Annotated in this window: 21 protein-coding genes; 13 read left to right on the top strand and 8 right to left on the bottom strand. The window is 63.1% G+C overall.

The features are described from left to right. The first annotated feature begins 114 nt into the window (after nt 1-114). The 7 genes from AV929_RS09775 (at nt 115) to AV929_RS09745 (ending at nt 10,364) form a co-directional block, all read left to right on the top strand. Nucleotides 115-2,193, top strand: a complete 2,079-nt coding sequence (locus AV929_RS09775; protein WP_064288131.1) for a hypothetical protein — start codon at nt 115-117, stop codon at nt 2,191-2,193. Between the two features lie 157 nt (nt 2,194-2,350). Further along, nucleotides 2,351-4,033 carry a hypothetical protein gene (locus AV929_RS09770; RefSeq protein WP_064288129.1) on the top strand — a complete coding sequence of 561 codons (1,683 nt, stop codon included), beginning with the start codon at nt 2,351-2,353 and terminating at the stop codon, nt 4,031-4,033. Nucleotides 4,034-4,132: 99 nt separating this feature from the next. Then, nucleotides 4,133-4,834 (top strand): ABC transporter ATP-binding protein, encoded by a 702-nt coding sequence (locus tag AV929_RS09765; RefSeq protein ID WP_014040462.1) that lies wholly within the window; start codon nt 4,133-4,135, stop codon nt 4,832-4,834. A gap of 7 nt (nt 4,835-4,841) precedes the next feature. Next, entirely contained in the window at nt 4,842-7,907 is a 3,066-nt protein-coding gene (locus AV929_RS09760; RefSeq protein WP_064288128.1) for an FtsX-like permease family protein, read from the top strand. 84 nt (nt 7,908-7,991) lie between these two features. Then, complete coding sequence (locus AV929_RS09755; RefSeq protein ID WP_014040460.1) at nt 7,992-8,267, top strand: hypothetical protein; 276 nt, start codon at nt 7,992-7,994, stop codon at nt 8,265-8,267. Beyond that, a complete protein-coding gene (locus AV929_RS09750) occupies nt 8,267-9,361 on the top strand; it encodes a DUF4350 domain-containing protein (RefSeq protein ID WP_064288126.1) in 1,095 nt (364 codons plus the stop codon). Before AV929_RS09755 ends, AV929_RS09750 begins: the two co-directional genes overlap by 1 nt. Then, nucleotides 9,354-10,364: a MoxR family ATPase gene (locus AV929_RS09745; protein WP_064288124.1), complete on the top strand. Its 1,011-nt coding sequence runs from the start codon at nt 9,354-9,356 to the stop codon at nt 10,362-10,364. The genes AV929_RS09750 and AV929_RS09745 overlap by 8 nt, the downstream gene beginning before the upstream one ends. Before the next feature lie 14 nt (nt 10,365-10,378). On the opposite strand, the gene AV929_RS09740 is transcribed toward AV929_RS09745, so the two are convergent. Genes AV929_RS09740 through AV929_RS09730 form a run of 3 tightly spaced genes read right to left on the bottom strand, consistent with a single transcriptional unit; the run spans nt 10,379 to nt 13,274 of the window. Further along, on the bottom strand, nt 10,379-11,335 hold the full coding sequence (locus AV929_RS09740; protein WP_050038121.1) for a hypothetical protein: 957 nt from the start codon (nt 11,333-11,335) through the stop codon (nt 10,379-10,381). Then, complete coding sequence (locus tag AV929_RS09735) at nt 11,332-11,832, bottom strand: hypothetical protein (protein ID WP_014040456.1); 501 nt, start codon at nt 11,830-11,832, stop codon at nt 11,332-11,334. Before AV929_RS09735 ends, AV929_RS09740 begins: the two co-directional genes overlap by 4 nt. Next, nucleotides 11,829-13,274: a DUF58 domain-containing protein gene (locus AV929_RS09730; RefSeq protein ID WP_064288122.1), complete on the bottom strand. Its 1,446-nt coding sequence runs from the start codon at nt 13,272-13,274 to the stop codon at nt 11,829-11,831. Before AV929_RS09730 ends, AV929_RS09735 begins: the two co-directional genes overlap by 4 nt. A 226-nt stretch (nt 13,275-13,500) precedes the next feature. On the opposite strand from AV929_RS09730, the gene AV929_RS09725 reads away from it, so the two are divergent. Continuing rightward, nucleotides 13,501-14,487 carry a hypothetical protein gene (locus tag AV929_RS09725; RefSeq protein ID WP_050007609.1) on the top strand — a complete coding sequence of 329 codons (987 nt, stop codon included), beginning with the start codon at nt 13,501-13,503 and terminating at the stop codon, nt 14,485-14,487. A 28-nt stretch (nt 14,488-14,515) separates the two neighbouring features. Here AV929_RS09725 and AV929_RS09720 read toward each other — a convergent pair whose 3' ends face one another. Both AV929_RS09720 and AV929_RS21860 read right to left on the bottom strand, forming a co-directional pair. Continuing rightward, nucleotides 14,516-15,730: a glycosyltransferase family 2 protein gene (locus AV929_RS09720; protein WP_014040453.1), complete on the bottom strand. Its 1,215-nt coding sequence runs from the start codon at nt 15,728-15,730 to the stop codon at nt 14,516-14,518. 595 nt (nt 15,731-16,325) lie between these two features. Next, complete coding sequence (locus tag AV929_RS21860; RefSeq protein ID WP_129755198.1) at nt 16,326-16,505, bottom strand: hypothetical protein; 180 nt, start codon at nt 16,503-16,505, stop codon at nt 16,326-16,328. A gap of 119 nt (nt 16,506-16,624) precedes the next feature. Here AV929_RS21860 and AV929_RS09715 point away from each other — a divergent pair, with 119 nt between their 5' ends. The 3 genes from AV929_RS09715 to AV929_RS09705 all read left to right on the top strand — a co-directional run bounded on the left by AV929_RS09715 (nt 16,625) and on the right by AV929_RS09705 (nt 18,988). Continuing rightward, complete coding sequence (locus tag AV929_RS09715; protein WP_004518094.1) at nt 16,625-16,825, top strand: hypothetical protein; 201 nt, start codon at nt 16,625-16,627, stop codon at nt 16,823-16,825. 72 nt (nt 16,826-16,897) lie between these two features. Next, nucleotides 16,898-17,737, top strand: coding sequence for an inositol monophosphatase (locus tag AV929_RS09710; protein ID WP_064288120.1), 840 nt, complete (start codon nt 16,898-16,900; stop codon nt 17,735-17,737). A gap of 102 nt (nt 17,738-17,839) precedes the next feature. Continuing rightward, entirely contained in the window at nt 17,840-18,988 is a 1,149-nt protein-coding gene (locus AV929_RS09705) for a DUF63 family protein (RefSeq protein ID WP_014040450.1), read from the top strand. Between the two features lie 42 nt (nt 18,989-19,030). Here AV929_RS09705 and AV929_RS09700 read toward each other — a convergent pair whose 3' ends face one another. From AV929_RS09700 to AV929_RS09690, 3 genes are all read right to left on the bottom strand, one after another. Further along, the gene (locus AV929_RS09700; RefSeq protein WP_064288118.1) at nt 19,031-20,740 is read right to left on the bottom strand and encodes a YcaO-like family protein; all 1,710 of its coding nucleotides are present in this window, start codon (nt 20,738-20,740) and stop codon (nt 19,031-19,033) included. 31 nt (nt 20,741-20,771) lie between these two features. Then, nucleotides 20,772-21,590: a transcriptional regulator TbsP gene (gene tbsP / locus AV929_RS09695; RefSeq protein WP_008309020.1), complete on the bottom strand. Its 819-nt coding sequence runs from the start codon at nt 21,588-21,590 to the stop codon at nt 20,772-20,774. Between the two features lie 371 nt (nt 21,591-21,961). Further along, nucleotides 21,962-24,049 carry a hypothetical protein gene (locus tag AV929_RS09690; RefSeq protein WP_064288116.1) on the bottom strand — a complete coding sequence of 696 codons (2,088 nt, stop codon included), beginning with the start codon at nt 24,047-24,049 and terminating at the stop codon, nt 21,962-21,964. 153 nt (nt 24,050-24,202) lie between these two features. Between AV929_RS09690 and glyA the strand changes: the two genes are divergently transcribed. Further along, on the top strand, nt 24,203-25,450 hold the full coding sequence (gene glyA, locus AV929_RS09685; RefSeq protein ID WP_050038115.1) for a serine hydroxymethyltransferase: 1,248 nt from the start codon (nt 24,203-24,205) through the stop codon (nt 25,448-25,450). Between the two features lie 83 nt (nt 25,451-25,533). After that, complete coding sequence (locus AV929_RS09680) at nt 25,534-26,121, top strand: hypothetical protein (protein WP_064288114.1); 588 nt, start codon at nt 25,534-25,536, stop codon at nt 26,119-26,121. Nucleotides 26,122-26,195 lie beyond the last annotated feature (74 nt).

The following is a 26,195-nucleotide window of genomic DNA, read 5'->3' as shown; positions in this document are numbered from 1 at the left end:
ACGCATTTTATCAAACCAGCGGAATAACTCGGTGTGTTCCGGAGCCAGTCGTGGGCCGTGTTCGTCACCCTGACAATACTTGGACTTACAGCGGGCGCTGGTGGGGTGGCAGCGATGGGGACCGACGATGGGGGTCCGGCTCTGAACCGGCAGGTGGAGACGCCGACGGACGACAACGAGACGCAACAGGAAAACCCGGATTCGGTGTCGGACGGCGAGTACGGCGATGAAACGGCCGCCTGGTTGGCTCGGACGATGGGGGGGCGGCTGGAGAACAGCAGTATTGCGCTGTCGAACGACCAGTACGACCAGGCTCGGTCGGTCCTCGGCGACGACTACGACAAGCGTCTGGAGCAGTACGTCGACGTTGCCGGTGACACGTCCTCGGATACGGACGACACCGCTGCAAGGGAGTTCGAGGCCGCGAGCGAGAACCAGCGGAATCTCACGAACGAGGTACAGCGGTACCGCCAGCAATATACGGCGTATCAGGCGGCACGCGAGCGCGGTAACGAAAGCAAGGCCCGCATCACTGCGCGTGCGATGGAGCGAACGGCGTCGAACATCAGCGATAGGAGCCGAGAACTGAACCGGAACTTCGAACGGATAGAGAACACCACGTCTGTCGACCTCTCTTCGGGACAGACCGAGATCAATGAGACGACAGAGAACATTACGACGACGCAGGCGGTTATCCGCGAAGAGACACTCGTTGGGACGACGCTCACAGTTCAGGCGATAGACTCGACTGCATCGTTCAGCGATCCCGGAACGGTCTCCGGCCAGATACGGACTGAGAACGGCTCGGTCATCGCAGACGAGGTGGTCGAACTCAGGATCGGGAACCGGACACAAACTGTTCGAACTGATGCCAGCGGTGTGTTCGAATCCCAGTACCGGCCACGCTCAGCCAGACTCGGGTCGCAGTCCGTCCCGGTCAAGTACGTCCCGGATACCGACTCAGTGTACCTGTCCGACGACACCACGTTCACGATTGACGTGAAACAGGTGACGCCGAACGCGACGAGCGACATCGCACCGGGGACGGTAGGGTACGGCGACCGATTCGACGCCACGGCGTCCGTGACAGTCGAGTCGAGAGGTGTCGACGGAGTACCGGTCGAGTTCACCGTTGGTGATACTGTCGTTGCACGAACGACGACCGGACCGAACGGAACGGCGACAGCATCGACCCGAGCCCCAGCGTCGGTAAACGACGGTGAGCGTGTAGTTGTCGCTCGGGTTCCGTACGAAAACCGAGCGATTGCGGGCGTCCAGTCGGAGACCCCTGTTGTCGTCGTCGAGACTCAGACGACCCTCTCCGTGAGTGCGTCACGCACGGATGATGGGGCCCTTGCCAGGGGGCAACTCCAGACCGTTGCCGGGGAGCCTGTCGCGGGTCGCCCGGTACGCCTGCAGGTCGGTGCTGGCGGCACCCAACTCGTCGAGACGAACCGGAACGGGTCGTTCCAGACCGTCCTCGAATATCCGCAGAACAACGAGACAGTTACCGTTACCGCTACGTACGACGAACCGAGTTCGAACCTCGGTAACGCGACCGCAACGACAACGCTGGCCGCAGGAGCCGGCGGCGGAAACCCACCGGTCGGCTCCGATTCGGACAGGGATCTGCTTATCGATACCCTGGTAGCGATACTGTTCGGCTCTGACGAGAACCCGGAAGTAGCCTTTGGGAACGGGATCATCGGATACAGCTGGCTGCCCGTCCTGGGCGGCGGGGTAGCGCTTGCAGTTGTCGTCGGGGCTTGGTTTATCGTGTCGCGGCGCCGCCAATCCCAGGATGTGAACGCGACTTCCTCAGTGGAGGCAACTGAGGTATCGATGAGTGGACCCGACCAGGCGACGACGCCATCGAACGCGACGAGTCCGACGTTTGCGGACCGCGTCGATACGTATCTGGATGGCGGGGACTACGACGCCGCAGCGATGGTAGCGTACACTGTAGTCCACGATGAGCTAGCGGTGAAAAACGGTATTGACGAGGGGGCGACACACTGGGAACTCCTCCAGCAGAGCCAGGAACACGGCGTTCCCGAGGAACGCATGGCGGATATCGAAACGGTGGTCGAAGCCTTCGAGACGGCGGCGTTCGCACCGACATCGGTTGATCCGTCACGCGCGGAGGCGGCCGTCGAACGCGCCCGCAAGATCAAGTCGAACGGGGACCAGTGACCGCCAATCGTCATGGACACTCCAGGTGTGTCTAGAGCCCGGCAGCAATCCCGGATTTTCGACAGGGCTAGCGGTAGACCGAGAGACTGTCAGGGCTCCCGAGTCGGCCGTCGAAATGCGGTAACTATCTTACACCCACCCGCTGTAGGACCCGCCAATGAGTGACGGCCGGAAGGGGCGATTGCTGCTCATCGTGGCTGTGCTGGCCGTGGCAGTCGCGGCCCGGTTGACGACGCTCCACTGGACGCCGCTGCCCTCAACGCTAGACGGGTTCGGCTACGTCGCTCTGGCCAGGGACACGCTCGAAACGGGGACGTTTCCGCTCAGACGCTTCCGCGCTGACAACATCGTGTTTACCGCTGTTCTGACCGTCGTCGGCGCACTCACCGGCGAGCGGCCACTGTACATCGCACAGCTGGTCGTCGCGGTCACCGGTGCAGCGTCCTGCCTGACGGCGATGGCGCTGGTCAAACGACTCGCACAGTCGAGTCGGTGGCGTCACTCGCGGACGACGCTGGCGATGGGCGTGGTCGGGATGGGGCTCGCGGTGGAAGGCATCTATCTCCGGCGGACCGGACAAACGGACGAGGAAGCGCTGGCGTTTCTCTTGCTGCCGCTGTTTGCGATTGCCGTCCATCGGTTGCTCACGACGGAGCGATACAGGCGTCGATGGGGCGCAGTTGTGGTCGTCCTGTTCGCTGCCTTCCCGCTCCTGCATACGTTCAGCTCGCTCATCGCTGCGCTGGTACTGACGGGGGTGCTAGCCGCCCATCTCGCCAGGATTCCGTCGCGTCGTGACGCCGTCACTGCGCTCGTCGCCGTCGCGGGCTTCTGGGTGTACATGTGGGGGTACTACCGGATTGCAGAACGCTCGCTTCTGGAGGTCCCGTACGTCGACCGTGTCAGTGCGTATCCGGGGCTGTTCCTGGCCTGGGTCGTCGTTCTGGTGGCGACACTGGTCTGGTTCCAGCGGACGAGCGCTCGCCTGCAGCGGGTGACCATCGGCGGCGCGGTCGGTCTCTGGTTCCTGACGCTGGGTGCGAACGCGGTACAGACCGTGTTTCCCGGGACACAGACCACACCAGCCGGCCTCTTGGTGCTCGTCGCGGCTTTCGCTGTCCCGGTTGTGTTTGCAGTCGTCGGCCTCCCACTTGCGAGCCGCGACCGCCGGCTGACCGGGCCGGTCGTGCTGGCGTTGCTGCTGGCGCCGATTGTCATCGTGTACTTCTCGCTGACCGCCTCGCTGACGCCGGAGTACTACGGGACCGCGCTCCGCGGCCAGACGTTCGTTCACTTGCCCGTGTTCGTCCTCGCCGGCATCGGCGTCGCGTCGGTCGCCTACCGGGGGTCGCCGGACGGCGGGCTTGGAACGCCGAAGACTCACAGCCACCGACTCGCAACAGTCCTGACGGTCGTCGTCGTGGTTGCCGCAGTTGCGACGATGCCTATCGCCTTCGTCAATCTCGACACGCTCGCGTTCCCGACCGGGGCGACCGAATCGCAGTTCGCGGCCGCGACGTTTACCGCGGACCACGTCGACGAGCAGTGGGCGTCCGACCACCCGTTCAGCCGTATCGTCGATCTGTACTATCCGAGCGCGTCCAACGGAACGTACCAGCCGACCGCCCGGTGGCTCGGTGGTGGGACGGAACCCAACTGCCCGACGCTGTCGCGGGCGTCGTGGGGGACGACAGGGGCGCACCTGTTCCCGGCAGCGAGCGAGAAGACCACGCCCGCGGCGCTGGCGGAGTGGCGCTACGAGAACGACGTGGTCTATGACACGCGCGGCCTCGACTCCGTGTACCTCGTTCGGCCCGGCGGGAACCGAACGAGTTGTTGACGAGTTCTGAACGGACCCGGTTCGACGGTCTCTCCCATCCTCACCTCTCCCGGGTATGTAACCGTGGCATACAATACGGGGCCGGCAGAAAGGCCGACAATGACTGACCCCGTCCTCGTCGGCTCGGAGTTGTGTGTCACACGACGGGGCACCAGGATTCTCGACGGCGTCTCACTCTCGGTCGGGTCCGATGCGGCGATGCTCGTTCAGGGCCCTAGCGGGGCCGGCAAGTCGACGCTGTTCAACGTCCTCGGATTGCTAGAATCACCGTCTAGCGGTCGACTGGAGATCGACGGTCGGGACGCGAGTACCCTGTCCGAACGCCAGCGCGCGAGCCTGCGGCGGACGACGCTCGGGTTCGTCTTTCAGGACTTCCAGCTCATCGGCGATCTGACCGCTCGCGAGAACGCGTCGCTCCCGCAGGAACACGCGGGCGACCGCGACCCAGACTGGCTGGACACGCTGTTCGACCGCCTCGGTATCGCCGGGCTCGAACACCAGTACCCTGCGACGCTGAGCGGGGGCGAGAAACAGCGCGTCGCCATCGCACGGGCGCTCGCGAACCGCCCCGAGGTGATCCTCGCCGACGAGCCGACCGGGCAGCTAGATCCGGACACGGCCGAGTCGGTGCTGAACCTTCTGTTCAGCATGAAGGAATCGACGGAAACCGCGCTCGTCGTCATCAGCCACGACCCCCAACTGGCCCAGCGGTTCGACGAGCGGCTGTTCATCCGCGGCGGCACGCTCGTCTCCGATGCCGCCTCGACGCCGGACGCGAGCCCGTCCACGGAGACGAACTAACGAACCGATGGGATACAGAAACGCCCTCCTGTTTCGCTGGTCCAGACGGGACCGGCTCACCGTCGTCGTCGTCGCCGTGACGGCCGCGTTTCTCATCGGTACGGTCTTGCTGTTGTTCACCGCAGTCACGTACTCGGAAACGTTCGCAGAGCCGCTCGCGAACTCCGGGACGGTCACCTACCACGACGCGGAAAACGGCCCGCCCGAAACCGGTGGGGACGTCACCGTGCTCCCGACAGCGACGGCGACCACAAGCGGGACTGATGTTCGGCTCGTTGGCATCCCGCCCGATACGCCCAGGGTGCTCATCGAGGGGTCGGCCCAGTGGCAGGAGGGACGATTACCGACGATTCCCGACGGCGTTGACGGCCGGGGACCGGTCTCTCAGCAGCGGACCCGAACGGTTAGCGGGTCAGACGGTACCGTCTCGCTTACCGTTGTCCCACAGGAGCGGGGGACGACGTTCCTCTCCAATCAGTGGTACGCGACGAACGCCTCGACCGCCCAGCAGGTCGGCGTCACCGGCTACTTCGTCATCGACCACAGTCCGAGCGGGACCGGGCTGGGAAGCCTCCCAAGCGAAGGGGCACCGCTGGTCAGCGCGCTCCTGTACGTCCTCGGCGGCTTAGAGCAGGTACTCTGGGCGCTGGGCATCGCGGCGGCCGCCGGTGGCTTGTTGGTCCTCATCGTCGTCTACAACGTCACGCGGATGAGCGTCCGTGACCGACTCGACGCGATACGGGTCATCCGCTCGACCGGCGCACCGGGGTGGCGCGTGGGACTCCTGTTTACACTTCGGGCCGGCCTCCTCGTGACGACCGGCGTGGTGCTGGGCTACGCCGTCGGACTGATCCTCATCAAGGCGCTGGTCAACGTCGCGATCTACGTCGGTCTCCCCATCGCACTCGACGTTACCGTCACGGGCCAGAGCGCGACCGTCGTCGGTGGCGTCGCCGGTGTGTTCGTTCTGATGGGCCTCGCTGCCGGCGCGCTCGCGGCCTACCCCGCGGCGACCCGCCCACCAGCCGCGCTCGGGAGCCGTCACGCCCGGTCCGGCCAGTCCGAGCAGTCGACGCTTGGGAGGATCCGAAACTGGGTCGCGCCGACGTTCCTGTCGTGGCGCTCGGTCGTGCCGACGGCGGCGACGCTGACCGTCTTCGGCATCACGTTCCTGCTGGTCGTCTCCCTGGCCGGTCTCGCGTCTCCGCTTGGGGGTGGGGGAGGGGGCTCCGGGACCATCACCGAAGCCGGTGCGCCCCATCCGCTGAACAGTCGCCTCGACGCTGAGTACGCCGCAGCCCTGCGGGCCGACGGGACGCCAGCCAGCCCGGAAATCATCTACGCCCAGGTGTCGGACGGCCAGCCGTACATGGCCCACGGAGCGGAGTACGACGCGTTCGCGAACGTCACCGGGGCCACGTTGGTCGACGGAAAGCGACCGCAGCGGTACGACGAGGCCGTCATCGGGAGCGACCTCGCGCGGACGCTCGATGTCGAGGTCGGTGACGAACTGACTGTCAGTGGGAGCGTCAAGCCCGGGGTTCGACGGGTCACTATCGTCGGGCGGTACGACGCCCCCAGAACGCTCGATGACCTGCTCATTCTGCCGCTCGACTCCGCGGCCGACTTGGCGACCGGACCAGGGGAGGTCCACATGATCCGCGTGAAAGGGTCCGTTTCGGAGATTGACGGCGCCGACGGCGTCGCTGCCAACCGGTCAGGCGCTGTCGTGACGGGGTTATCGGGTCCGAAACGCGTCACGAAAGGCGACACAGTCAACCTCTCAGTCGCCGTGCGAAACGTCGGTACCGAGCGGGCTGACCGGGAGGTCACAGTCCGATATCGGGGCGAACAGCGAACGACGACGGTCGCCGTCCCGCCGGGACAGGAGCGGACCGAGTCCGTCTCCTTTACCGCGACAGAACTGGGGACTGCAAACGCCACTGCCGGGGAGTACACCCATTCCGTGACCGTCGTCTCGCCGAACGCTATCGATATTCCGAGCCAGCTGCCGTCACAGGCCCCGCCCGGATCGGGTCTCTCAGTTCCTGTCGTCACCAAAACGGGGGACCGCGTTTCGAACGCCACCGTCACGGTGAACGGGCCGTCGCTCAGAACTGGATCGAGTGGTGTCGCCGTCGTTCCCCTGCCACGCGAGCCGGGGAACTACACGATAACAGCTCGTTCGGGCGACCAGACGGCGACACACGATATCCAGATCGTCCGTGGTACCGAGCGGGAACTGTACGGGGAGTTGTCGATATCGCCGTCTTCGGGCTCGGTCCTGACGACGCCAACCCTCAGGATCGGGCTCGCAAACCCCTGGCAGGAGCCGATCACACGCAATGTCGGTGTCATCGGCCCCGGTGTCTCCCGGAACCGGACCGTCTACATGCCGCCCGGAAACGTCACACAGACGCGGTTCTCCCCGGACGGCGGACGAAGTCAGCCTGGAACCTACACCTACCGAGTGACGGCCAACGGGACCACCCTCACCACGGCGGAGTACGAGGTGACCGGGGATCGTCGGCTGGCGTCTGCCGTGGCAAGTAGCGGGTCGTACGCGTCCGGAACGCCCATCGAACGCTCCGTCGAGGGCGTGTTCGGGAACGTCCAGCTGATCCTCGGCGTCCTCGTCGTCCTCTCGGCGCTGAGTACCGTCGGCAGTACCACGGCGACGTTCGCCCAGGGGGTCCACGCGCGTCGGCAGGCCATCGGCATCCATCGCTCGACCGGCGCGACGCAGTGGCGGGTCCTGCGGACGATTCTGGCCGACATCGCTCGTATCGCGATCCCAGCGACGGCGCTCGCTCTCGGCCTCTCGGTCGTCGCGTTACAGTTGCTGGAGCGGGCTGGCTGGCTCGTCTTCTTCGGCTTCCGCCTCTCCGCGCGGACGCCGCCAGCTATCCTCGCAGCGATATTCCTCGGCGGCGTCTCACTCGCCCTGTTCGGTGCCCTCGTCGCAACGGTGCCGTATCTGACGGCGTCACCGGTCTCGTTGCTCCCGAGCGGCGACCGAACGCGAACGCCCGACGAGGAGTCGGTCGACGAGAGACAGCCTAGCGACGACTGAACTGCTAGGTTAGCCGTTCCCCCATGGCTCAGTCAGCGGCCGTCGGTCGGAACTTTGACTGTCTGCCGAGGAGAACGCCGTACCATGGCGACCCGACAGCGCCAACAGTTCATTTACGGGCATCTCATGTGGGTGCTTGGTACCATCCTCGTGTTGACCCTCCTGGATGCGCTGACGTTGGAGCTGTTTTTCGTCGTCTCGCTGATCGGGTTTCTCGTGACTGTCGAACTGGTCGCACCGCAGGCCGTGTCGCCGCGCTGGCGACGGCGGCTCTGGTGGCTCATCGGGCTCGGACTGGTTGGCTTTGCCTACGTGGTCATCAAACGGATCCTCGAGATTCTACCGCCGGGGCTGGTCTGATGGCGCTGACACCGCTCTCCGAGGACTCCTGGCTACCGTCGCTCACTCTCCCGCAGCTCCTGCTGGCCGCTTACACCGTCCTCACGATCATCGCGCTCGTCTACGCCGCAAGCACGTCCTCAGCAGCGTTCGGTGCGTATAACTCCCAGTGGGACGGGGCGGGCGAACTTCGAACCGTCGCAGCTGACGCCGGTGCAAACGTGACCGTCGGAACGAACGTAAGTCAGTATCCGACGAGTGACACGGACACCACCGTTGCGGTCGTTCTCTCGCCGGCGGAGCCGTACTCGTCGAGCGAGCGGGCACGAATCGCGGAGTTCGTTCGAAGCGGCGGGACACTCGTCGTTGCCGAGGATTACCGCCCAGAAGGGAATGCCCTGCTCGCTGCCGTCGGTGCTGACGCGCGTTTTGACGGTCGCCCGGTGTACGACAACCGAAATTACTACCGCAACTCCTCGCTCCCGGAAGCAACGCCTGCCGGCGACTATCCGGAGACTGCCGGCGTCGATACTGTCGTCCTCAACTACGGGACGACTGTCAGAGCCGGAGACGCGACGACGCTCGTCAACACCTCCGAATACGCCTACCTCGACACCAACGGCAACGGCGAACTCGACGGCGAGGAGCAGTTAGCGTCCCGACCCGTCGTCACGAGCGAACCGGTCGGCGACGGCCGGGTTATCGCCGTCAGTGACCCGAGCATCTTCGTGAACGCGATGCTCGAACGCGGTGACAACCGACGGTTCGTCCGGAACCTCGTCGCCAGCCACGACGACGCACTGCTGGACTACTCACACGCCAGTAGCGTCCCGCCGGTGGCCGCTGCCGTCCTGGCCGTCCAGCGGTCAGACGCGCTGTTACTGCTCTGTGGCGTCGTGCTGGTCGGGGCGCTGCTCGCGTACGACCGCCGTCTCGACGAGCATCTCCGGGATCGCCTCCGGGAATACAGTGGCGGCGATCCGGACCCGAATCTCTCCAGGGACGGCGTTGAGAAGTATCTCAGAGCCAGTCATCCAGACTGGGAGACCGCACAGGTAGAGCGAGTAACGGAAGCCATTATTAAACAGCGGGCCGAACGTCAACGCAATGACTGATCCGTCGGTGCTGTACGACCGTCTCAAGGAGGAGACGAAGACAGTTCTTATCGGTAACGAGGAAGTTCTCCGACACATTACTGTCGCCATGCTTACACGCGGTCATGTGCTTCTGGAGGGGGTCCCCGGTGTCGCGAAAACGACGATCGCCACGCTCGTCGCCAACGCGACGGATCTCCAGCACTCCCGGGTCCAGATGACGCCCGACCTCCTCCCTGCGGATATCACCGGAACAACGGTGTATCACCAGCGAAACGGCGAGTTCGAGCTGCAGAAAGGCCCAGTGTTTACCAATCTGGTCATCGCCGACGAGATCAACCGCGCCCCGCCGAAAACACAGAGCGCACTCCTCGAAGCGATGCAGGAGGGACAGGTTTCCATTGAAGGGTCGACGCTCGAACTCCCGACGCCGTTTACCGTCGTTGCGACGATGAACCCTCTTGAGATGGAAGGGACGTTCAAACTCCCGGAGGCCCAGCGCGACCGGTTTCAGATGAAACTCGTCACCGAGATTCCCAACTCCGAGGAGGAGCGCGCGATCCTCGACCGATTCGACGCGAACCCGACGCTTGACGCGGACTCTATCTCGCAGGTTATCTCCCGGAGCGAACTTCTGGACGCCCGGTCAGTCATCCCCGAGACGCATATCGAAGACAGCATCAAGGAGTACATTCTCGCTATCGTCGGCGCGACACGGGACCACCGAAACGTCGTTCACGGGGCCTCACCGCGGGCGACAATCGCCCTGCAGAATACGGCCAAAGCAGTCGCTCGTCTGAACGGCCGGGAGTACGTCATTCCGGACGACGTCAAAGAGATGGCGCTCCCGGTGTTGCGGCATCGTCTCATTATGAACAGCGATGCCGAACTAAGCCAGATCAGCGCCGAAACGGTTATCGAAGAAATCCTTCAGTCGATTACGCCGCCCGGGTCCGACACCGACCACAGTACGGGTGTCGAGACAGCGGTCGGCGACGGCGGAACGAAACGGGAGTTCGAGTAGCGACTGGACCGCAGTTAGCTGTTTTCCGGGGCTGGTGTCGTCTCTCGTTCTCGGGTCGCCGCGCCATTGGACTGCGCCGATGGTTGTTCGAGTGCGTTCCACGAAACGGTCACGACACCGCTGAACCGGTCGTCATCGCGCGTATCGACAGTAACCGGTCGATCAAGTCCCGTGGCAAACCCCACCGCGAGCAAGGACACCACTGGGTGATCTAGCTGGTGAACGTCGCCGAACGCGGGATTGCTGATGGCAATAGTAGCAGTTCGGTTCCCGCCATCGATTTCGATTGTTGTGTCATCGACGAGTTCGAACTGCTCGGACAGGGCTGCGGTCAGTTGCGCCGCTATTGCATCGGGGTCGTTACCGAATTTGCCGGAGATCGTTTGCTCGAACTCGGTGTACAGACGGTCTCCAGTCGGGGGAAGCGATATGCCCTGTTCCGCCTCGGCACCGCTCGTAACGAACAGGTCTCCCAACTGGTCTGGATCGGGCACCGCGTACTCGACGTGTTGGGGGACGAACAGGCGCGCATTCGTCTCCGGACGGGATGCCGTTGGGACATACACCGTCTCGGTCTGGAGTTCCAGTTCGCTGACGAGGTGCTGTTCGACATCGGCCAACGTGTCGAACACCGTGTCACTGACCGACGCCGAGACGAACCGCTCGGGAGTGAGATAGAACGTGACGATGCCCGCAAACACACCGGTTCCTGCGAACGCGACGAAGATGGTCTGCAGGGTTGGAAAGAGGAGTGCCGCTATGAGGGATAGTCCACCGACCGCAAAGAAGCCCACTGCGGTCCGTCTGAACGTTGCCCGCTTCGCATGCGCGTAGGAGTCGCGCAACCGGCGGTTCTCCTCCCGTAACACTTCCAGCTCCGCTTCGAGTGTCTGGCGGTCGTGTACAATATCCGTCTGTCGGGTGCTGTCATCAGCTGATGCGTCCGGTTGCGTAGGCTCGGGTTGGCTCATAGGAAATCACGGTCCGAAGCTGCGTCTTCAGTCACGATGTCGAGTTCTATCAGCAGATAGCGATGGAAGAGATAGCCGACGATGGCAATTCCGATGACCACGGTGGCCCCGACGCTGAGGGGGGCCAAGTCCCAGCGCCAGAGCGACAGCCAGGCGAGACTGCCGAGCAGCGGAACGACAAGTGCGACGAGGCTGCCGGCGACTCGCCTGTCGGGTGTCTCGATAGGTACCGAAAGCAACGCAAGGAACAGGCCGCCTTCGACGATGACGAGCGGTAGCAGTGATGGTGTATCGACTGTGACGAGCGCTACCTGTCCGAGCACGACCGCGAGAACGGGTGTACCGGACAGGTAGAGACCGCCGAGGACAACACCGACGAAACCAAGCCATACCGGCCCGCCCCAGACGAGTCCGCCTGTAGCTACGACGATGCCCAGCAGGCCGAGCACGGTGGGTAGTGATCGGCGCGAGCGTGCCGTTTTCAGTGCGACGCTCATGCGTACTCCCTCCGGTCTGTGTTCGCTGGGCTGCCGGACAGAATAGCCGAGATCTGGTCCGGGGACCCAACCTCGTAGGCCGTCACCGAGTCGACCTCGTTCAGTTCACGCCGGAACTGGTCGAAGGTTCGATACCGTTCGTATGCGGTATCGAGATCGGTGAGGAGGTCCGTATCGAAGGCTACTGATGGAGCGATAAACACGACGACCTCCGTTGCGTTGCGTCTCGCCAGTCCAACCGCGTTCCGTAGTTCACTCGGGTTGCTGTCGTCAGTACAGATGACCAGCAGGTTCGCGCTGCGTATCTCGTGTGGTGCCGCCTGGAGCCCGTTGTACAGCGGCTGGTTGGGAAGGTGTCGTTTTGATCCGGCGGCATCTCGATACGCGAGCAACGTCGTTTCCATCGGTGATTGTGTGTCCGCCGTCGGGTTCACCGTCCCTGTCATCCTGCCGGTGTGAGACGCTGTCGTGGTAGCTGTTGCCGGCGTCTCAGTTTCGGTGTCGAGGTCGTTGATCCGATGCCGGCACGACCTGTAGGCCTCGGTTCTCGCCACAGGGATTCTCGATTCCGTCACGCCCGCGTCGTCAATAGTGAGATAGCCCAGGGGATCACGGATCGTTTCGGCACGTTGCTGGAACGCTGCGGCGACCGCTCTGAGGTGATCTAGCTTCGTTTCGCCAGGTGTCCCATCACCCAGAGTCTGCCGGTGATCGAGGACGAGCACCACGCTACGGTTACTCTCAGCCTCGTAGTTGCGGACGTGCGTCTCGTCTAGTCTGGCAGTCGCCTTCCAGTCGACGTATTTCAGTGCGTCACCCGGGACATATTTTCGAATCTCCTCAGCTGACAGGCCACCCGTCCGCCCCCGGGCATCGTGCTCGCCGACACCGCGTAGCAACTGTTTCCCGCTCTGGCCAACGTGAATCGGACCGACCGACGGCGACTCGACTGCTAGTTCGGGGCCGGGAGCCGTCGTGAACGACTGGGTAAACAGCCCGGTGCCGTCACTGACGGTTACTGTGGCTCCGGGAACGGTGTAGTTGCCAACAGTCTCCCAGGTGAGCGGAAGCGTCACCGACGAGGACTGCATCGACGTATCGAGATGGATATCCGGAGAGGAACCCGCTTCCATCCGCGCTGCGAGTGGAATCCTTGCCTCGACGGAGAGCGGCAGGTGATCGCCGGCGGCGGCAACTGATGCTTCGAGAGTGTACTTCGTTTCGGCGTCGGTCCGTATTCGGGACCGGTCGAGCGACTGGCTGACGGTGAGTTCGTCCTCGAGTCGTGAAACGCCACGGACGAACGCAAACTGCATTGCGAGCAGCCAGCCTGCGAGCCCGACGGCCCCGACGACTAACAGGGGCGCATCGAGCAGCCCACCACCCACGACGAGACTACCGATAGCAGTGATCGTGAGCCAGAACCGCCGGGTGACACGCATTAGCTTCGGTTACTGAACCGAGCCCATTGAAGATACCGACAGACACAGCCGAGTGCTGGGAGTTCGCATCTATCGTTAATATCGAAATTGATATTGATATTTGGGGGATTACCTACTTAACCGTCACTCAAAAATCCTTAGTCATGGATGGTCTGAGTTCACTAGAGATCGGAATTCGAGAACTCAGCTAAATGTAGCTATTGGAATCAGTATTAATATTAGCACTATGCTCACAGACATCTTAGTTGGCGCCCGCCGTCTCGCGAACAACTGGTTCTGTCGCCTGCCGACGGTTCGCGCCGGTGCCGTCGTCCTCGTGGCGCTGCTTCTCGCCGGTGTCGTGTTTCCAGTCGCCGGGACGTCGCCGCAGGTGAACACTGCTAGCGGTGGCGGGGCCGATACTCCGGACGTACAGCAGGCTCAGGCCGATTCGAACGCCACTGATACAGACGGAGACGGGCTGGCGGATTCGCTAGAGCGCTCCGTTTACGGCACTGATCCGACGGACCCGGACACGGACGGCGACGGTTATCCGGACGGCATGGAAGTCCGCTGTGAGCAGGCTCTTCCGGATGCAGACCCGCTCCGAACGGACATCTACGTCGAAGTCGACTCTACACAGTCAACGACGCTCAGCGACCCGGTCCGGACATCTATTGTCGAGACGTTTGAGAATGCACCCGTTTCGAACCCCGACGGCTCCACCGGGATCGATATCCATCTCGTCACAGACGATACGAACCTCTCGGCCAACGGGACGGTACACTCGAAATCCCGTGCTGGTGCCGGGAACGACATCTATGACTTCCGGGCCAACCACTCCGAGCACCGTGCTGACGGCTACTACTACGTCCTGCTAACTGACGACGTCGCCTACAACGGGGACGACTACTTCGTCGGTGCGGGCCGACCTGAAATCGCGGCGATGGAGCGGTTCGATTCACCGAAGATCACCGCCTCGCTGTTCATGCACGAATTCGGGCACGCGATGGGGCTCGACGCCCATCAGGACGGTATCGACGAGGAGCGGTACTCCCAGACAGAGTACGACAGCGTGATGAACTACAACGGGCTGTACAGACAACTTTCCTATTCCAACGGCACCGACAGTGTAGGCCGAAACGAGTGGCAGTTCGTTGCCGAGAACCGAACACAGCCCGACATCGACTGCGTCGAGAACGGAACGTGCCCTAGCAGGTGTACCCAGAACTGACCAATTCCGCTAAAGCGACTGTCAACGGTTAGCTGCTGTCTGCTAGCATACTCATGAAGAACGACCCGAACACTGTCTGTAGCCCCAGCACTACGACTGTCGAGGCCAGAAGGGTCGCTGTAGCTGACGGTAACGCCGCCTCGCCGGCGAGCAGCCACTGTCCGAACACGCTCCCGAGGTACAGAATCCCGACTGCAGCCGCGAGAATGCCGATGGACGCGCCGTGCTCCAACTGGAACCGCTCCCGTATCATGCCGACAAGCACACCCTCGGGCTTGTTTATCGGGTTCGCGGCGATGGAACTGAACAGCGCGAGCGTCCAGACCTGATACCCGACGATTGCCAGCAACGACCCGCCGACCATCGTCTGTATGCCGAAGTTAACGCCACCGATCGACAGCCGAGCGATTGATAGCGACATCAACACTGCCCCGACCGACACTAGCAACAGAGCCGGATACGAGAACAGGTAGTCCGGCGCGTTCACGAGCATGAAGCGGACGTGTCGCCAGCCGTCACTGAAACTATCGAGCGTCTCCTCGCCTTCCCGCTCGTGGTAGATAATCGGGACCTCCTCTATGGTGAGGTCGTTCGCACCGGCTTCCATGATCATTTCGCTGGCGAACTCCATCCCGGTCGTCTCTAGCTCTAGCGTTTCGAGCGCGTCCTTGGTGAACACACGGAAGCCGCTGTGTGCATCGCTTACACCGGCTCCATAGAACGTGTTCAGGAACCGCGTCAACAGCGGGTTTCCGACGTATTTGTGGAGTGGCGGCATCGACCCGTCCCGGATCTCGCCCTCCAGTCGGCTCCCCATACAGATGTCCGCGTCGCCGTTCTGGACCGGTTCGAGGAGCTGGGGAATCATCTCGAAATCGTACGTCGTGTCAGCATCACCCATCGCAATGTACTCTCCCCGTGCCTTGTCGAACGCGTAGCGATACGCATAGCCATAGCCCGGTTCATCAGGTGTCACGACTGTCGCACCCCGCTCGCGAGCTAACTCCGGAGTCGCGTCGGTCGAACTGTCGCTCACGATGATCTCGGTCGGCACACGTAACTCCGAGATCGCTGTCTTGATCCGATCAATACATTCGACGATCCCTTTCTCCTCGTTGAGGGTGGGCATCACGACGCTCAAAACCGGCGTGACTTCGCTCTCCGGCGTGACGAGAAACTCGTCTACAGCCTTCGTGATCCCCTGTTGACCCGCTTGATTTGCCTGATTTGCTTGTATCGTCATTCCCGTACCTCGGCTATCGCTGGTGCGTCTGGTAGCATACACTCTCCACTCCCCTGAGCGGCTTCCGATGAACACGGCTAGTAGGCCCCATTTTATCTGAGTTCAATGCCGAATTTCTGATATGTACCGCACGGCTTCCACACAGAGTGTCATGTCAAAGCAGCATATAATAAAGCTGTCGGGTGGGATAATCCATCATTAATAACAATAGTTGTCATGAGAATCCCTCTCCTCCCCTGATTGTACACGATTTCTTCGACCCATGACCACAGTGTGGCGTGCCATCTATCAATAAAGCACATTATTCACGCACTAATGTACGTTGTGAAGCAGATATCTATCAGACTAGTAGACTATGTCTCCCGCGGTTTCAGCGCCGGATATCTCAAGCAAGGTGATAAAACGGGAACCATCACTAGGAAGTCACGTCTGCGAATGTCGAACTACACCGGGAAACTACTACGAGAGGCACTGGGCAGTCGTTTCGGATAGTCTGTAATCGGGAAAATGCGTCAATTCGAGTAGCGCGTTCCGGGTACAGCCACCTGATTCCATGTACCGGTCGGTGGCTTTGGCGTCATGGTTGCTGAGCGTCTCACACTGGGCGACGAAGCCGACTCCGTATCTCGCCACTAACAGCGTGTATCCGCGGCAGTCGCTCCTCCGATGCACTGATCAGCGTTGCGACGCTCAGCCCAAGGACGTAGACGACTCCCAAAAGCATGATAACCGAGATGTCCTTGCTGAACCGAAGTGCCCCACGTATCGATGCCATATACGTACATACCTGGACTGAGTATAAGCCGTTGGGGTCTGATTATTAATATTTGTAATTGGGCGGCCGCTGTTGTCCAGAGCCGTAGATTTAAGCCGCCCTATGTGCTAAACGATAACATGGCCACCGATCAGTCCGAGGGGGCGAGCCTGCATGTGCCACCGCTGGAGAATACAGCGTTTTTCTCCATTGAGGACGACGACGGCTACGTCCGTATTGAACAGTCACTGGGGAACCAGGTCCTGTACACGCCCAATGAGGCGCGGGACATCGCCGAAGCCATTCTCGACGCTGTTGACGAGGCTGTCGAAGAAGAGTAACCCATCGCCATCCGTCGGCCCTGTTTTGCTGGAAGGCGAGATGGTTTGAACAAGGGAGGTCCAGCGTCAGGTATGACAGATGCAAGCCACCGGGCGGCGGTCGCCGAGCGAGCGGCCCGCGCTGGCGGTGTCGTTGCTCGGGAGCAGTTCCGGGGCGACCTCAGTGTCGAGTCGAAGGCCAACAAAAACGATCTCGTCACGGAGACGGACCGTGACGCCCAGCGGCAAGTCGTCGCCACGATTCGAGCGGAGTTCTCCCGTGACCGGTTCCTCTGTGAGGAGGACCTCTCAACGTTAGCTGGCCCGGACACTGACTCCGAGCCTGAAGCGGTCGATAGCATCCCAAATAGCGGCTCTGTGTGGGTCATCGACCCAATCGACGGGACGGCGAACTACGTCCGTGGGATGCGTCTGTGGGGGACGGCCGTCAGCGCAGTTGTCGACGGCGAGCCGGTCGCATCGGTGACCTATCTCCCCTCGTACGGCGACCTCTACGCGGCTGGCCCCGAAAGCGTGACACGAGACGGGACCGAACTGTCGGTAAGTGGTCGAACCGACCCGGAGACGTTCGCCGTGGCTCCTGTCGGCTGGTGGGATCGCGACGACAGGGACGAGTTCGGTCGGCTGTGTAGCGCTGTCGGCGACCGCTTCGGCGACATTCGGCGTCTGGGTTCGTTCCAGGCCACGCTGGCACACGTTGCCGACGGGGCGCTCGAAGGGCTCGTTTGCACGCGCCCGATGGCCCCCTGGGACACGCTCGCTGGCGTCCATATGGTCAGACGGGCTGGCGGCACGGTCACTGACCTCGATGGCGAGCCCTGGACCCACGACAGCGATTCCGTCGTCGCCTCCAACGGCGAGGCACACGAGGCCTTCGTGGCGGCCGGCAACGAGGCACTCGCTGAGGATTGAACACAGTTTCGCCATCAAATCCCGCCGCGTCTGGCTCGCGGAAGTCCGCTCCACGCACACGGGACCGGAACGCTAAAACCGCCTGCCACCGGTCACTCGGCCATGGAAACGTTCGAGCGAGCCGTCGATGAGTACGGGCCCGGCCAGCTCTGGGTGGGCTCTTTCGCTGCCGTCCTCCTCGTCGCGGTCGGAGCCGTTATGGCCGCTCCACAGGCCGTCTGGGATCGGTTCCTCTGGCAGTACTTCTGGGGGCCAGTGTACGCGGACGCCAAGGCGGCCAGCTGTGCCGAGATGACTGCATCCGGGCCACAACCGCTGTACGATGGCTGTAGGGCGGCTATTCAGGAGGGACGGCTCATCGCCGAGCCGGGATACACTATCGTCTCCGAGATCGGCTACATGTTGATTCTGGTGTATATGCTCGTCGGCGTCTACTTCCTCCTCGAGCGACTGGACATCGCCGAGGACCCGAAGCTCTACTTCGCGTTCGTGCCGTTCATGTTGCTCGGCGGCGCGTTGCGGACTGTCGAGGACGCGACCGACCGCGCGGTGGATGCCGGCGTCTCACCCATCGTCGAGTATCCGCTGAGTTCACTCATCATCAGTCCCGTTATTTACGGCACGGTGTTCCTACTGACGCTGCTCGTCCTCGTCGTCTGCGTGGACCTCGAACAGCGCGGCATCGTCGACAGCTACTACCGGACGACTGGCGCTGTTGGTAGCATTTTCGTCGCCGTGACGCTACTCTATCTTACGTTTGTCGCGCTCACACGCGAGTACGCGACGCTGTACCCGTCAGTCCTCATCACGACTGTCGCACTGGCATCGGCGCTGTCGTACGGTCTGTACCGCCTGTTCGAGTCCTATCGACCGGCGCTGAACGACGGAACCGGCTATATCGGCTTGCTGGTCATCTGGGGCCACGCCATCGACGGCGTCGCGAACGTCCTGCTGGCTGACTGGCTTGACGCGCTCAACGTCCCGCTGACGTACTACCCGAAACACCCGGCCAACGCATTCATCATTGAAGCCACCGAATCTCTCCAGTCAGCCGGTCTGACTGCTGCTATCGGCACGTCGTGGCCGTTCCTGATTGTCAAGCTCGCTGTCGCCTCGCTGGTCGTCTCGCTGTTCAACCAGGAGTTCATCGACGACAGCCCGCGGTACGCGCTGCTGTTGCTCATCGCCGTTACCGCGGTCGGCCTCGGGCCGGGCACGCGGGACATGCTGCGGGCGACGTTCGGCATCTGAATACGGACTGTCCGGTATCTGACTCTCGCTCGTCGGCTGTTGCTACGGGAACGGATGATGCTCCCTGTCGAGCCGCGGCTCGAAGCCCAGGTCAGCAGGCACGGCTTCGGCCCGCTCGCCGAAGAACGAATCACCGAAGAACAGCGGCTGTGCCGACGGACAGACGACACGGACGGCCTCGAACCCGAGCTGTTCGAGGTCGCGCGTCGTCAGCCGCGCTCCGTAGGGCGTGAGTCCCGCGTCAGCTGCCCGGTCACACAACGTCTCTAGCTCCGCCTCGCCGGAGAGGTCTGCGTCCGGGCCGAGCGAGTCCAGCGGGACCGCCGTCTCGGTGGCCGTCAGGTCGGCCCCCTCGCCGGGTGATTCGGCGTAGCGCCCGATTGCACCCTGTGCGTCCATGGCCGCCTCGGGACCCATGCTGTCGAGTTCCATCCAGTTCTGGAGCGCCTCTTCCAGCGCACCGACGGCGGCCGTACCCGGGTCCAGATCCGCATCGGTGCCGAGTGCGAAGCGAGGCCACTCGTCCTGTTCCAGTGCGACGGTGATGACCGGCATGTCCACGTCCTGTGTCAGTAACAGCGCCGTCACCTCGAGCCCCTCGGACGCCGCGCGACGCCGGAGCGTGTCGTACCGCTCGTGGTCGTCGACGGCAACTCGAAGCGGCTCGAACGTCGAGTACCACGACAGCATCGCGGCGTCGCGCTCGATGACCTCGTAGAGCCCGGTCAGCAGCGCCTCGGTGACGGTGTTTCCGAGCCCGAGCCCGGTCGTCGTTGCCGGTCTAACCACGTTCGATGGCGGCGGATAGTGGACGGTCTCGGCGGGAAGCGACCGCCGTTCGTCGGTCAGCAGATTTTCGGCCGGGACCCAGGGAAGCGCCGTCGAGTCGTCCCATTCGGCCTCGTCCCTGACGAACGCGTCGGGTGCGACGGCATCCGGAACATCGACGACCGTCCCGTGCCGCAGATTCCTTTCTCGGTAGACCCCGGCCGCGTACCGCTCGTAGTTCTCGCCCAGCGCTTTCATGAACGCCGTGTCCCAGTCGATGGCAACACCGGCGGCCTTGGCGGCGGCCGATACGTCGCTGAAACCGGCAGTCTCGGCGAGCGTCGACAGGTAGTACGGGGCGGGGAACGACTCGACTTCGCCGACCTCCGTGGCGATACCGACCCGGTCGTCGAGGCCCAGTTCCGCCCGCGAGAGCGCCTCGCTGTCCGGGGCCGTTCGGCGACCGTCGCCGAGGGTACGGCTCGGCGTCTCACTGCAGTCACAGCCCGGGACGGGGAGGAACCGGCGCTGCGTATGTGGGAGTTCCGTAACTGTCCCGAAGAGGGCAGTGTCGCCGTCGAGAAACTGGGTTACCAGTCGGCCCGCCAGCGCTCCCGTGAATCGTTGCGTGGCCGCCGCCGGGGCTTCTGTGATCTCCTCGGTCTCGTCGACCGTCGCCTCGACCCGAGTCCGCAGACAGTCGAAACAGCCCGTTTCGGGTCCGAAGCCGCTGATCGCGGCGTCAGTCACCGGGACGCCGCCGACGCCGCCCAGTTCGACGGCGACCCACGGGACGTCATCGCCTTTCGCTCGGTCGTTCCACGCCGCAAACGTCTCTGACCCGACAGTATCGACGACGACGGCGAGGTCGCCACTACTGTTCGCCGGTGTCGACGGCTGTGCTACTGTAACGTCGATATCAGCGAGAAACGCAGTGAGTGCGTCGACGGCCGGTCCACGCCCGACGACTTCGACAGTTTGCATGCCGAACCCCTCGCGGTGGAGCGGGAAAAACCTACGCGGCGAGGATCGACTGAGCCACGGAGGCCAGCTCGTCCGGCTCGGCGTCTTTGAGCCGGTCGTCACCGAGCATCAGGCGGAGCCGCGGTCGGCCCACGTCGATCGGGACCTTCTCCGTGTCGATGAGGTTCATGTCTTCGAGCTTCGTCTTCGTCCGCGAGAACGTCGCCTTGCTCGCCAGTCCGACGTCTTCGCCCCATTTGCTGATGTCGTACAGCAGTTCGCCGTTCCGTGCGGCCACGAGCAGGCTGATGGTGACCTCGTCGAGACCGTCGCCGTCGCCACGAGCCGTCGACAGAGAGCTGAGAACGTCGTTGAAGTCCGACGCGGTTTCCGGGCCGATGTCGGCTTCCAGCGTGCTCTGGACGCGGTTGAGCGGCGGCGTCCGGAGCGAGTACTCGTCGGCGTCTTCCCAGGTCGAGCCGTAGTAGTCGTAGGCGTTGTCGACGAACGCCGCGTCGTCGGTCCCGAGACCGCCGACCGTGTCGCTGATGGTGACGAGTGCGTACACCGTATCGACAGTTACCGCGACCGAGTGGTTCGGCACGTCGTCGAGCAGTCGCATCGTGAGCCGCTCCTCGTCGATGAGGTCGGCCGCGGTGCTCGCAACGAGGAAGTCGTCCATGACGTCTTTCAGTGCGCGCTCGTCGGCGAGCAGCCGAACTTCGGGAGCGCCCGAATCCGCGTCCAGTGTCGATACAAGCTCAGAGATGGTCCGCCGCGACGGGTTCACGACGTACACCGGCTCGTCAGTTGCCCCAAACACCGTGGTCAACATAGACCCAACGTCGTCTTGCAGGAGATTTTCAGTCATTGTCCCTTCCAAGTATATAGTGTATTATTATATTTAATTTTACCGGCCATACTGTGTTGATTTCGCCAACAATCCGACAACACCCACCGATGAGAGGCGATAAAATATTGGTCAACTGTCCTAAGCAGAAGCCGTTCGTCTCACGGACTGAACCATCTGTTCTGCTCGTCGTCGTCACGCGAATTCGCTCGAATCAGTGGTTACTGTCACTGTCTCCTACCCGCCGGAAGCCACGACTGGAGCACAGTATCAAATCTGTACCTGAGTGCGTACGGAGAGTGTCGCATCAATACGGCTCCTCGGGTGGCCGGTTCGAAAATAGATGACGGCCGTCTCGGCTTCCGTCACGGAGTCTGACAGCTTCGCGCTCGTCAGAAGTCCGTCCGGAGACGCGCAGCGAGGTCGTCGGACCAGTGAAACTCCCCGTCGAAGATGACGGGCAGTGAGGTCTGGCCCAGCGCGTCGGCCAACTCCGTAGCGCCGAGCGAGTGGCTCGTCTGTTCGCCGTTCAGCGCGGCGCTGTCGTCGAACGGCAGGCGGTAGCTCTCACCGGGCCGTTCCGGGGACACGACCGTACACTGGACGTCGAATCCCGTTTCCCCTTTGGAGACCCAGACGACCGCGGGGTGTGCGGGATTGGGAACGATAGAGTAGGTCCCGTCGCCGACGACCGCGTAGTCCTTGCACATCATTATCCGTCGGCGAGCGAGTTCCAGCGCTCGCTGAATGCTGAATCCGTTACTGAGCAGGCGCGCGAAGGCGGTCCCGACCAGGGCGGCGTGTTTGTCCAGCACGTCGGTAAGTGTCACCGCACCGGCGACCGCGCCCTGTTTGACGAGGTCAAGCCCTTCGTCATAGGAGCCACAGGCGTTCAGGAAGAACGTCTGCGTTCGGGCTTCCGACAGCGACGACAGCGCCAGATTGCCGTCGGGACAGCGCAGTCCCTCCTCGTCGCAGTGGCCGATGAAGTGGACGAAATCGGCCGGCTGTTCGAACACGTCGGCCAGTTCGTTGACCGACAGCAGTTCGCTGACCTGGACGTCCATCGGCAGGTCCGCGGCCCGGTATATCTCTGTGACTTCCGTGTGTTCGCCGGCCATCTCCTCGTCGTTGAGGACGACCGCGACCCGTTGGCTGTCGGCATCCCGGTTCTGACTCCGGTAGCGGTTCACGTACGCCTCCGCCGGCGTTTTACAGGCGTCTATCGGGTTCCCCGGAGCGAGCCACGAGTGCAGTTGGCCCTCGCGTAGGTTCGGCTCGATGACCGGTGGGCGCTCGGCCGAACCGCGGCTCAGATACGAATCCGACAGCGTCCTGTCGAGAAGCTCATCCTGGTCGAGCCGGGAGCTGTCCGGCAGGTAGATGAGACTGAGTCGGTCGAGCAGGAACGGCAGGCATCGGACCCGTTCCGGTTCGGGTGAGACGTACGTCGAGAGTGGCCACTCCGGCAGAATCGAGTTCACGGCCTCGTCGGAGACATCGATGTACCGCTCGAGCCGTCCAGCCGGCGACAGCGACCGAACTGTGTCCGGGTCGAGCGAGAGCGCGGACGTGATACGAGCGCCACTCTCGGCTGGATCGACGCGTCTGACCAGACAGTCGAGGTAGAACACCTTCCGGAGCAGCGCCGCGACGCCGGCCTGTAGCGACGGCCACGCGTCGAAAGAGCGGTGTACCGACGTGCCGTCGGCCGTCAACAGTGCTGCATCCCGTGACTCGACTACCACTTCGGCCCCGAGATAGTACGCCAGCGGGGCGCTGACGAGCAGTTCCGCCTCGCACTCCGGAACACGGAGCGTGATGCCAGTCTCCGGACGGTTCTGCCGAACCGGTTCGGGAATACGGGTCGTCTCGCCGGTCGTGACTATCGGCGGATGGCCGCGGAGTTCCGGATGTGAGCGGGACGGCTGCATCGTATGATGGGCCCCACTCAGATGGGTAATCGCCGTTGCGAGTCCGGCAGGTGTCGCGGGGACCTGCAGATGCGGCCGCTCCGCGCTCGTCTCCCAGACGAACCCGACGGTAATACTCGTCGGCTCTTGGAAACCGAGGACAGAGGTAATGCCGGCCGAGTGGAGCGACGCCGGCCCGTCGAAGCGGACGTGGATCCGAATGTCGTCAACGACGCCCAACGGCGACCCTCGGTCGCTATCCGCAGCACGGGCCTCCATCGTCAGCAGGTACTCCCCCTCCTCTAGGGTCGTCGGTGAATCAACTGCTCCAGTATTCGTGTCAGTAGCGACTCGGGTTACCGTGGCATCCACCGCCGGCAGTGCTAACTCGGTGACGGACCCGCTGTAGCAGTCGTCGACACGATGTGGTAACTGTTCGCCGTCCGTAACTTCTCGATCGTGTAACTGGCGCACCAGTGCGCTCGGGTCGACCGTTTCTCCATCCCACTCCGGCGGGTTACTGCTGTTCCGGTCCACCCGCTCGCCTGCCACCCCCCAGGTGACCATGCATAGACATGTGGAACGTCATCTGATATATACGTACGGGTGTCAGGACGTCGTCACCCCAACTGTACCCGCGGCACCGGACAATGTGCGATAACATTACACATGCGTGGGCCAAAGGGTAGATTATTGTCGTATCGGTCCTGACTCGGATACATGAGCTACGAAACCGTACGGGAAGCGGACCCGGCAGTCGCAGACGCCCTGGAGGGCGAACGAGGCCGGCAGAACGACACGCTGGCGATGATCGCCAGCGAGAACCACGTCAGCGAAGCTGTGATGGAGGCACAGAGCTCCGAACTGACGAACAAGTACGCCGAAGGCTACCCCGGCGAACGCTACTACGGCGGCTGCGAGTACGCCGACGACGTCGAGGAGCTGGCAATCGACCGCGCGAAGGAACTGTGGGGCGCGGACCACGTCAACGTCCAGCCACACTCCGGCTCGCAGGCCAACATGGGCGTCTACCTCGGCGTGCTCGAACCCGGCGACAAGATCCTCTCGCTGGACCTGACGCACGGCGGCCACCTCTCGCACGGTCACCCGGCGAACTTCGCCGGGCAGGTCTACGAGGTCGAACAGTACAAAGTCGACGAGGAGACCGGCTACATCGACTACGAGGGACTGCACGACCACGCCGAAGAGTTCGAGCCGGACATCATCGTCTCGGGCTACTCCGCGTACCCGCGCGAAGTCGACTTCGAGCGCATTCAGGAAGCTGCCGACGCAGTTGATGCTTACCACCTCGCGGATATTGCCCACATCACCGGCCTCGTCGCCGCCGGCGTCCACGAGTCGCCGGTCGGCGTCGCCGACTTCGTCACCGGCTCGACGCACAAGACCATCCGCGCCGGCCGCGGTGGCATCATCATGTGCGACGAGGAGTACGCCGACGACATCGACAGCGCGGTGTTCCCCGGCTCCCAGGGCGGCCCGCTGATGCACAACGTCGCCGGCAAGGCCGTCGGCTTCGGCGAGGCGCTGGCCCCCGAGTTCGAGCAATACGCCCAGCAGACCGTCGACAACGCCGTCGCCCTCGGTGACCGACTCAAGGAACACGGTCTGGATCTGGTCTCCGGTGGCACGGACAACCACCTCGTGCTCATCGACCTCCGTCCGTCCCATCCGGATACGACTGGCAAGGAAGTCGAGGAAGCGCTCGAAGAGGCCGGCATCGTCCTCAACGCCAACACCGTCCCCGGCGAGACCCGCTCGGCGTTCAACCCCTCGGGCATCCGCGCCGGTACGCCCGCGCTCACCACCCGCGGTTTCGACGAGGACGCCTGCCGCGAGGTCGCCGATCTCATCTACAAGGTCGTCGACGCCCCCCACGACGACGATGTCGTGGCGGAAGTCAGCGACCGCGTGGACGAGATGACCGACGAGTACACGCTGTACGAGTAGCGACAGGCTAGCCCTGGAGCGCGGATTCTGCTGTCCGCCCACTGGCATCCTCCTTTTTGGCATCTCTCTCCGATACGACTGGTATGCCCCGCACAACCCGACGCCGGACGCTCTATGCACTGGGTGCCTCCCTGTCGGTGTTCGCTGGCTGTACGCAGTTCGAGAGCGAGTCAGGGGCGGAAACCGGGCAAAGCGACGGCGGCGCGAGCGAGCCGACAGTGACGGCTACGGCGGCGGAGACAGACGCCGCTACCCCCACAGGCCAGGAGTCGACTGCTGGACAGACCGAAACAGCCACAGAACTCGACCTGCGGGAGGCCAACGTCGTCGGGGTCGAACTCACGGACGAAGGCGACGACTACCGCTTCGACGTAACACTCTATCACGATGACGACGGCGAGGACGGCTACGCGAACTGGTGGCAGGTCGAGACGCTGGCGGGCGACCGACTCGGCCGCCGTGATCTCCGGCACGCTCACTCGACGGCTCCGTTCACCCGGTCCGAGACCATTACTGTTCCCGACGATACGACCTGTGTCGTGGTCCGGGGCCACGACCAGACCCACGGCTACGGCGGCCAGGCGATGACCGTAACTGTCCCGGACGGCGAAACGCGGGCCGTCGAGCAGGGAGCGGAGCGCCAGTCAGTCACCGAATCGGACTGTCCCTGAGCGAGCGCGCGCCTGCCTGTCGCGGCCGGCCGAAATCCGGGACGTTCATACCGCCCCGCGCCGCCGTTGTACCC

This window comes from Haloarcula sp. K1 (assembly GCF_001647155.1).
Classification (GTDB): Archaea; Halobacteriota; Halobacteria; order Halobacteriales; family Haloarculaceae; genus Haloarcula; species Haloarcula hispanica.
The sequence above is the reverse complement of the archived record's forward strand: the minus strand, read 5'-3'. Positions and strand labels throughout refer to the sequence as shown.